Below are 9,248 nucleotides of genomic sequence, written 5' to 3'. Positions count from 1 at the left end.
TCCTTGCCCTTTCCAGGAGGCGCGATCGCGGTTGCGTCGGCTGGATCTAAAGTTGACCTCTCAGCCAGGCCAGCGTCTCGACAACGTCGGCAAGCCCGTACCGCGCTGCGGTGTGCGCTGGTGGTTTGACGCGTATCGATATGCCGCCGGCATCATTGACGGCCTCAAAACCGTTTTCATCCGACGTGTCGTCGCCCAGGAAGACCGGGCGACGGCCCGTGAATGGCGCAATTTCCATGAAACGCCGGATCGCGGCGCCCTTGGCGGCCTCGAGCGGCAGCAGTTCAACACCGGCATTGCCGGGAACCACCCGGTAGCCCTTTGGCAGCGTGGCCAGCGCCTGCTCGACAAGCTGCGTCGCGCGCGGAAGCAGATGCGGGGCGGCGCGCGTGTGGATGGCCAGCACCCGTCCTTTGCGCTCGATATAGGCGCCACGACCGAGCTCGGCCTCGATCTCGTCGGCAAGCGCAGAAATATCCGCCGGCTCATCCGCGACTTCGACGTCGTCGTTCGGTAGGAGCCGATGTTCCAGGCCATAGAGCCCGGCGGCGCGCAGCTTCAAAGGCTGAAACAGATGATCGACAGCCGCGACGGAACGGCCTGTTATGAAGGCCAATGCCCCGTTCAGCTTGCGATCCAGGCCTTGCAGCAAGGAGCGGAGCTCGTCGCTGACCGAGACGGCGTCCGGGTGTTCGGCATGTTCCAGCAGGGTGCCGTCGATGTCGAGGAACAACGCCCATTCGCCGGTCAGCACAGTGTGCGGTTTCTCCATGACGGCCTGCGGCTTGTGCAGGGTCTCGCCAACAATATTTTGCAGCGCATCGCTCATGACATCGCCACCCGTCTGCGCTCAAAAATGGAGACGACATTGTCGACGCTGGGCGGCGGGTCGCTGACGGCACCGGTCACCCGATCGAGGTCCCCGCGCTTGCGCAAACGTGCCGCATCCAGAAGCATGCTGCCGGCCCAGCGATAGACATTGTTGTTGCGGATTGTCTCGCGCATGGGGCGCATGCGCTCGCGCTGTTCTTCGGGCGACATGGTCAGTGCCTGCAACAGCGCTCCGCTCATCATGGCGGCATCGTAAGGGTTGACGATAAGCGCCTCCAGCAATTCACGCGAGGCGCCGGCGAATGTGCTGAGCATCAAAACGCCCTGCTCGTCGTCGCGCGCGGCGACGAATTCCTTTGCGACGAGGTTCATGCCGTCATGCAGGCTGGTGACCATGCATATGTCGGCGGCCCGATAGATCTCGTAGACCTGTTCTTGCGAGTGATGTTCGGCCACCATGATCACCGGCCTGTAGCCCTCGCTGCCATAACGCCGGTTGAGCTCTTCGGCATAACGGTGGCACTCGTCATGGAGCAGCTTGTAGGCAGGCAGCGTGCCGCGGCTGGGTGCCGCGATCTGCAGGAAGACCAGTTTTCCGATCCACTCAGGCTGTCGCTTGAACAATTCGTTCAAAGCGTGAAACCGATCGAGAATGCCCTTGGTATAATCGAGGCGCTCGACCCCGACGGCCAGCTTCACATCCGCTTTAAGGCCGAACCTCTCGCGCATGCGAGCGCGGCAATCGTCGACAGCGGGAAGTTTCGCCAGCAGGTCCGCCGGCCATTCTATCGAGATCGGATAGGCGTGCACCAATGTGGTCCGTCCGCCGTAGGAGATGGCCGCATCGGCCCGCTCGATGCGGCTTTCCAGGAAGCGATCGACGCTTTCGGTGAAATTGTTGGCATGGAACTGAGTGTGGAAGCCGATGATCGAGCTGCCGAGCAGGCCTTCGAGGATGCGTTCACGCCATGGGCAGATGCTGTACACTTCCGAATTTGGCCACGGGATGTGCCAGAAAGTGATGACGATCGCCTCCGGCAAGCGCTCGCGGATCATGCGCGGCAGCAGCGCGAAATGGTAATCCTGGACCAGCACGATCGGCCGCTCGTTGCGCGCCTCGGCAACCACCGTATCGGCAAACTTCCGGTTGACGGCTTCATAGGCAGCCCAGTCGGAGGCACGAAAAATCGGCCGGGTGAAGGCGATATGGCAAAGCGGCCAAAGGCCCTCATTGGCGAAACCGAGATAATAGCCCTGATGCTCTTCCTCCGTCAGCCAGACCCGGCGCAGCGTGTAGGACGGGTTGCCAGGCGGCACCTGCACGCGATCGTGGTCGTCGACGGTAAGGCGGTCCGCCGTTCCGCCGCCATAGGCGATCCAGGTGCCCGCACAGGCGCGGGTAATGGGCTCGAGCGCCGACACCAGCCCGCTGGCCGGGACGAGCAACTCGACGCCGTCGTCCTTCACATTGTGGATGTACGGCTCGCGATTGGACACCACGATAACCTGCGCATCGGGCAGATCGTCGGCCAGGATCTTGCGCAATGTTTCTGGCGACCAGGTCACCAGCGCGGCATCGGCCGATTGGCCGTTCTTTTCGAACTCCCGTATCACCTTGCGCGCGGCCTCCGCCGCCACATCTTCGCCTGCCGTATGTGGGACGGCAGGAGGATGACGGCGACGGTGCCGCGATATGGAGAGGAATACGGCAAGAGCGGAAAAACCGAGGCTCGCGAAAATCAGAACCCAGAGCAGGTCCGCACCGTAGTTTGTCATTGAACGTCAACTCACCCCGGCCGTCGGCGACCGTTTGTTCGTGTTTCCCGTTTGAAACGGTCCGCCGGCCACGTGGTCGGCGTTCGGACCAGTGTTTTTGCAACGCACAAGGCCTGGATCGGTTCCGCCAATTTTGTTCGGATCATGTTCTTACTATGAGCGGCACCAGCCCTTCATGGCGGTCGGCCAGGAAAGCGACGACCCGGTCGCCGACGCGCTGGAAGGTGAGATCGACGACCCGGTCGCCGACGCCCAGGTGCCGCAGTGTCAGCGTGTCGATGCCGATCGGCAGCCTGGGGCGGCCGACGCGAATCTCACCCTCCCAGCCGTCGATCTCCAGGCCAAGACAGGCCTGCATCAACATGAAAGCGGAGCCCGCCGACCACGCTTGCGGCAGGCAGGCGACGGGATAGGCGATGGGTGCTTCGCCCGGCGCACGTGTAAAACCGCAGAACAGTTCGGGCAGCCGCATGTTGAAATGGACCGCGGATTCGAACGTGCCGCTCATCAGGCGAACCACGCTTTCGCGCTCGCCATAGCGCGCCAGCCCGGCACCGCAAAGGGCGGTATCGTGCGGCCAGATCGAGCCATTGTGGTACGACATCGGATTGAAGAACACGGCATCGTCGGCGAGCGTCCGCAGTCCCCAGCCCGAATGGAAGGAGGCGGAAAGCAGCTGGTCAGCCACCATCTGGGCCCGCGCCGGCTCAGGCAATCCGACAAAGAGCAGATGCCCCGCATTCGAGGTCCGCACCTTGCAGGGCTCGCCGGCACCGTCGATTGCCAGCGCATAGAAGCCGAGATCGTCAAGCCAGAAATCCCGTTCCACGGCAACCCGCATCGCTTCGGCGCGATCATCCCAGTGGTCGGCCCTGTCGTTCTCGCCCCGGCGACGGGCAAGTGCCGCCAGCCCCCGGAAGGCGGCAAAGACGTAGCCCTGCACTTCGACAAGGGCGATCGGGCCCTTGGGAATGCGGCCATCGGCATGGAAGACCGAATCGAAACTGTCCTTCCATCCCTGGTTGGCGAGGCCGGACTCGGCCGCTCGCTGGTAAGTCACGAATCCGGTTTCCCGGCCCGCCTCCTCCGTCCATTCGGCCGCGGCGCACAGCGACGGCCACAGGCCGTCGATGAACGCCATGTCACCGGTACGATCGGCGTAGGCACAGGCAAGGTAGATGTAGAGCGGTGTCGTATCGACGCCACCGTAGTAGCGGCCAAAGGGAAGCTCCCGCAGCGCCACCATTTCGCCCTTGCGGGTCTCGTGCATGATCTTGCCCGGCTGCGAATCGCTGAACGGCGATGTCTCGGTCGCCTGATGCTGGGCCAGAAAGGCCAGCACGCCCCGCGCCAGGCCCGGATTGAGCCACAGCATCTGCAGCGCCGAGATGACGCCGTCGCGGCCGAACGCCGTCGAGAACCAGGGGATGCCGGCATAGGGATAGGGGCCGGTCGCCAGCTCGGTGGTCAGCAGCGCGACATCGGCGCGAGCGCGCTCGACCCAGTCGTTGAAGACACGGCCCGAGCTGCGCACCGTCGCGCCATGGCGACGTTTGGCCCGCATGCCAAAGCGGGCGCGGGCGGCAGCGGCGCGGAACCGGTCGCGGTCGGGCTTGTCGGCCACCTCGGGACCGACCTCGACATAAAGCACCTTCCTGCTGCGCTTGGTCACGGCGATCAGGAAATCGGCACGGTTGGCACTCAGTTGGTCCGGCGCCTGCGAGAACGATATCGCCGAGAGGCGGGCCAGGCCATCGAGCCCATCATAGCGCAGCAGGACCGACGTCGCGTTTGTTTCGGCGGCATGGGCCAGCCCGCGCTTCGGCCGTGTCGAGCCACGCACTTCGAACATGTCGCGGAAATCGGCGGAATAGTGCAGGGAAACGCTGATCGTCGAGTGTTCCCGGCTGTAATTGGAAAGGGTGATGCGTTCAAACAGCCTGTCCTGCCAAAGCAGTCTGACGCGTTCGATGTGAATGGCTCCCTGCGGGATGTCGCGTCCACCGGCGCTCTGTATCGGCAGATTGGTCAAATTGGTGGTGAACAGCACATTGTCCTGGCTGAGCGAGGCGCCGAGCAGAGATGTCTGCCTGCCGCCGACGGTCAGCCGGAACTCGGAAAGAACCCGCGTGTCGTCGCGAAAGAAACCGTCGCCGGCGCCACGTATGTCGCCATAGGCGTCGGCAACGGCGAAGCAATCGCCCTGCTTGAGCGCAAACAACCGATGCGGCTCGCGAGGGGCGGTGGCGTCGAGCGATGCAAGCGCAACCGCAGGATCGAGCTGGCGCTCATCGAGTTGGGCCATTCGTCAAAGATCCCTGTTGTTTCGTTGCCGTGGCTCGAGCACGTCGCTGCTCAAGACGCCTTCGCCGTGCTCGGGACGCCGATCAGGCCCGCATAGGCGGCCAGATAGTCGCCGGCCATTCTTCGGGCGGAGAACCGCTTTTCGAAAACGGCCCTCACCTTTCGCCTGTCGAGTTGCAGCAAGTCCGGCACCGCAGCGACCGCGCTATCCATTGTGTCAGCGATAAAACCGGTGACGCCTTGATCGATGATCTCCGGCAGCGCACCGCAACTCCAGCCGATGACCGGTGTGCCGCAGGCCATTGCCTCGATAGCGGCAAGGCCGAACGGCTCCGGCCAGTCGATCGGGAACAGCAGGCCTGCCGCCTTGCCGAGAAATTCCGCCTTCTGGTTTTCCTCGATCTCACCGACATAGACAACGCGATCGCCATCGATCAAAGGCTCGACCACCTCACGGAAATAGGCGCGATCGTCGTCGCCGATCTTTGCCGCGAGCTTGAGCTTGAGCCCCGAACGCAAGGCGATCTCGATGGCGCGATCCGGGCGCTTGTCGCGTGAGAACCGGCCGAGGAAGGCAAGGTAGGGTTCTTCGGCGGCCGTCTCGAACGTTGGCTCGTAGAGAGCAGTCGGCAATCCGTGATGGATCGTCGCCAACCAGTTGGCGTTGGCAAGGCCCGCCTTCTGGCTGTGCGAAATGGAAATCAGGGGAAAGCGCGGGAACCGTTCATAGGCCGGCGCCAGGTCGACATAATCCAGCCTGCCATGCGGCGTCGTCACCGTCCGCTCCGCAATATCCTCAAAGAAGGAAAAATGCAGGAAGTGGCTGAGGTGGAAGTGGATGACGTCGAACTCCGACGCCCGTTCCCTCACCTGCGCAAGCATCGAAAGATGCGCCGCGATCTCGGATTTGAGCGGACGCGGATCGAGGCGCAACGCGCGTTCCCGGCTGGGTACCAGCTTCGCGGAGGTCTGGCTGTCGCCACTGGCAAACAGCGTCACCTCATGACCCAGATCGACCAGCGCTTCGGTCAGATACGAGACGATGCGCTCGGTGCCGCCATAGAGCCTTGGCGGCACCGATTCATAAAGCGGCGCGACATGGGCGATTTTCATATTTCATCCTGGATGCTGGGCATGCAGGTGTGAAATGCGTCAACGGCTCGATTGGTTCCGATTTTATGGTCGAGCCGTCGGCACCAGAGGCCGCAGTCGGCATGGAACTGTGCGTCAAACGGATTGCGCGATCAGGGTCAGAAAGCCACCGCTCAGGGCAACATTCCCGACGAAGCCATTGATGCGGGACGCACGGTCCGGACCCTGATGGTCCCAGAAATTGTGGAACATCGGCGTGGCGACGATGAGGAACAGCAGCAGCACCGTGGCCGCGAGTGCCGTCCACAATCCTGCGATGACCAGCACACCGGCGGCGACCTGAAGCACGATACCAGTCCACAGTGCCAACCGCGCCTGCGGCACACCGCGCGCGGCCATCAGCTGGGTCAGGAAGGCCGCGTTCTGGATGTTGCGCAGGCCGGCGAAAACGAAGGCGCCGCCGAGCAGCAGGCGAGCGAGAAACAACAAGGTCGAAGGCAAATCCGCAGGCATCAAACTCTCCCCTTTAAAGGTTTAAGGCAGTGGGAGCGCGCTCTCCACGGCGCTCCCAACATGATTGGACAATCAGGCAGCCTTGGCCGCCGGCATCGGATGTATGGCTTGGAACGGGATGCACAGCCGGTTCCAGGTGTTGATCATGCCGAGCGCAACGGACAGCTTGACCAGCTCCTCTTCTGAGAAATGCTCCAGCGTACGTGCATAAAGTTCGTCCGGCACGCCGTTGTTGGCGATCAGGGTGACGGCTTCGGTCCAGGCCAAAGCCGCGCGTTCACGCTCCGAGAACAGCGGCGATTCCTTCCAGGCTGAAACCAGATAGAGCCGCTGCTCGGTCTCGCCGTCGCGCCTGGCCTCGCGGCTGTGCATCTCGACGCAGAACGAGCAGCCATTGATCTGCGAAGCCCTGAGCTTGATCAGGTGCAGCAGGCTCACCTCGAGCCCGCATTCGTCCACCGCCTTGTTGAGCGCCGACACCGCCTTCATGATCTCCGGCGCCTTGGCGAAAAATTGCAGCCTCTGTTTCATCGTCTCGTCCTTTCACGTCTGCTTGGGTTTTGAGGTTTTGGAGTTAACTGGATTTCTGCGGCCGCTGGTGGCGCTCGACAAAGGCGCAGCTCGCAGCAAGCGACCTGGGATCGCCTTCTGCCGCGTAGGTGGCCACGATATCGGACAGCTTGGTCTCGGCGAGCGCGGCGCGATAGGCGCGTTCGGCCTTCAGCATCGCGGCGTTGATGCCGCAGGGTTTCACATAGGCCGACGCATCGAGCTTCACCGGACCGCGCTGGCGGATCTCGCCGCAGCGGAAGGCCGGCTCGCGGCCCTCGACGGCCAGCACGATGTCGAGCAGCGTGATGCGCTCGGCTGGCCGCGCCAGCCGATAGCCACCGGCAGGCCCGGGCACCGATTCCAGGACGCGCGCCGCGCTCAGCATGTTGAGATGCTTGAGCAGATAGCTCGGCGAAAGGCCAAAGGCCTCGGCGAGAGCGGCGCCCGGCATGGTGCTATTGCCTTCCACACTGGCCAGCGTGGCGGCGCAATGGATGGCTGCTTCAACACCCTCGCCCAGCTTCATCGAACAGGTTCCTTATTCATGGATACATACTATCGTGGATAATTCATATCTGCAATAGGAAAATGAAAAACGGCGCTCGAAAGCGCCGTTTTTCTCTTGGGGGAGTTCCTACTCCGCAGCCACCTTGGCCATCGGGTTGTTCGGGTGCGTGGTCCAGTTGGCGTAGACCGGCGATACCGGCCTGCCGGTGCGCTGGTCCATCACACCGGCTGCCAGCGGCTCCATGGTAATGCAGTTCTCGACCGGGCAGACATTGACGCAGAGATTGCAGCCGACACACTCGGCCTCGATGACCTCGAAGTGCCTGACGCCGTCGACCATGCTGGTGATCGCCTGGTGCGAAGTGTCCTCGCAGGCGATGTGGCAGCGGCCGCACTTGATGCAGGCATCCTGGTCGATATGCGCCTTGGCGACGTAGTTCAGGTTGAGATACTGCCAATCGGTGACATTGGGCGTGGCGCGGCCGACGATGTCGTCGAGCGAGGCGTGCCCCTTCTCGTCCATCCAGTTTTCCAGGCCCGCGATCATCTCCTGCACGATCTTGAAGCCGTAGGTCATCGCCGCCGTGCAGACCTGCACATTGCCGGCGCCAAGCGCCATGAATTCGGCCGCGTCACGCCAGGTGGTGATGCCGCCGATGCCGGAGATCGGCAGGCCCTGCGTTTCCGGATCGCGCGCGATCTCGGCCACCATGTTCATGGCGATCGGCTTTACCGCCGGCCCGCAATAGCCGCCATGCGAGCCCTTGCCGTCGATGGTCGGCTGCGGCGCGAAGCTGTCGAGATCGACACCAGTGATCGAATTGATGGTGTTGATCAGCGACACCGCGTCGGTGCCGCCGGCATGTGCTGCGCGCGCGGGCTTGCGCACATCGGTGATGTTGGGCGTCAGCTTGGTGATGACGGGCATACGGGTGTTCTGCTTGCACCAGCGCACCACCATTTCGATATATTCCGGCACCTGGCCGACGGCGGCGCCCATGCCGCGTTCCGACATGCCGTGCGGACAGCCGAAATTGAGCTCGATGCCGTCGGCCTCCGTCTCCTCGACCACAGGCAGGATCGCCTTCCAGGCCTCCTCGACGCAAGGCACCATGAGCGAGACGACGATGGCGCGGTCGGGCCAGTCCTTCTTGACCTGCTTGATCTCGCGCAAATTGACCTGCAGGTCGCGGTCGGTGATCAGTTCGATGTTGTTGAGGCCGAGCAGGCGGCGGTCGGCGCCCCAGATCGCGCCGTAGCGCGGACCGTTGACGTTGACCACCGGTGGGCCCTCCTCGCCCAGCGTCTTCCACACCACGCCGCCCCAGCCGGCCTTGAAGGCGCGGATGACGTTGTAGGCCTTGTCGGTCGGTGGCGCCGAGGCCAGCCAGAACGGATTGGGCGACTTGATGCCGACGAAATTGTTTCTGATATCCGCCATGCTCATGCCCTCCCGTTCGAGGTCAGTGCCCGATTGATGCTCTCCGCAGCGTCGCGTCCCTGCGCGACCGCCGAGACGGTCAGGTCGTCGCCACCGAAGATGCAGTCGCCACCGGCCCAGACCTTGGCAAGCGACGTGCGCCCTTCCGAATCCACCTTGATGCGGCCGGCTTCGAGGCCGATCGATGCACCGCTGCCGTTGAGGGCGGCCGGGACAAAGCTCTGTCCAATCG

The 9,248-nt window shown here is 63.2% G+C and carries 9 protein-coding genes; all 9 read right to left on the bottom strand.

The window, feature by feature from the left end:
* Nucleotides 1–46: 46 nt before the first annotated feature.
* The gene (gene otsB / locus EN969_RS06205) at nt 47–772 is read right to left on the bottom strand and encodes a trehalose-phosphatase (RefSeq protein WP_032898633.1); all 726 of its coding nucleotides are present in this window, start codon (nt 770–772) and stop codon (nt 47–49) included.
* 53 nt (nt 773–825) lie between these two features.
* Entirely contained in the window at nt 826–2,607 is a 1,782-nt protein-coding gene (locus EN969_RS06200; RefSeq protein ID WP_013530900.1) for a trehalose-6-phosphate synthase, read from the bottom strand.
* Nucleotides 2,608–2,749: 142 nt separating this feature from the next.
* On the bottom strand, nt 2,750–4,912 hold the full coding sequence (locus EN969_RS06195; RefSeq protein WP_027160673.1) for an amylo-alpha-1,6-glucosidase: 2,163 nt from the start codon (nt 4,910–4,912) through the stop codon (nt 2,750–2,752).
* Nucleotides 4,913–4,962: 50 nt separating this feature from the next.
* Nucleotides 4,963–6,024 (bottom strand): glycosyltransferase family 4 protein, encoded by a 1,062-nt coding sequence (locus EN969_RS06190; RefSeq protein WP_013530898.1) that lies wholly within the window; start codon nt 6,022–6,024, stop codon nt 4,963–4,965.
* 114 nt (nt 6,025–6,138) lie between these two features.
* Nucleotides 6,139–6,516: a DoxX family protein gene (locus tag EN969_RS06185; RefSeq protein ID WP_013530897.1), complete on the bottom strand. Its 378-nt coding sequence runs from the start codon at nt 6,514–6,516 to the stop codon at nt 6,139–6,141.
* 72 nt (nt 6,517–6,588) lie between these two features.
* Nucleotides 6,589–7,047 carry a carboxymuconolactone decarboxylase family protein gene (locus EN969_RS06180; RefSeq protein ID WP_024501510.1) on the bottom strand — a complete coding sequence of 153 codons (459 nt, stop codon included), beginning with the start codon at nt 7,045–7,047 and terminating at the stop codon, nt 6,589–6,591.
* A gap of 43 nt (nt 7,048–7,090) precedes the next feature.
* Nucleotides 7,091–7,594 (bottom strand): Rrf2 family transcriptional regulator, encoded by a 504-nt coding sequence (locus tag EN969_RS06175; protein WP_013530895.1) that lies wholly within the window; start codon nt 7,592–7,594, stop codon nt 7,091–7,093.
* A 108-nt stretch (nt 7,595–7,702) separates the two neighbouring features.
* The gene (gene preA / locus EN969_RS06170; RefSeq protein ID WP_013530894.1) at nt 7,703–9,016 is read right to left on the bottom strand and encodes an NAD-dependent dihydropyrimidine dehydrogenase subunit PreA; all 1,314 of its coding nucleotides are present in this window, start codon (nt 9,014–9,016) and stop codon (nt 7,703–7,705) included.
* Nucleotides 9,017–9,018: 2 nt separating this feature from the next.
* Nucleotides 9,019–9,248, bottom strand: a 230-nt coding sequence (locus EN969_RS06165) for an FAD-dependent oxidoreductase (RefSeq protein WP_164758158.1), incomplete at its 5' end; no start/stop codon positions are given.

Source organism: Mesorhizobium sp. M7A.F.Ca.CA.003.01.2.1, assembly GCF_003998945.1.
In the GTDB taxonomy this organism is placed as follows: domain Bacteria; phylum Pseudomonadota; class Alphaproteobacteria; order Rhizobiales; family Rhizobiaceae; genus Mesorhizobium; species Mesorhizobium ciceri.
The sequence above is the reverse complement of the archived record's forward strand: the minus strand, read 5'-3'. Positions and strand labels throughout refer to the sequence as shown.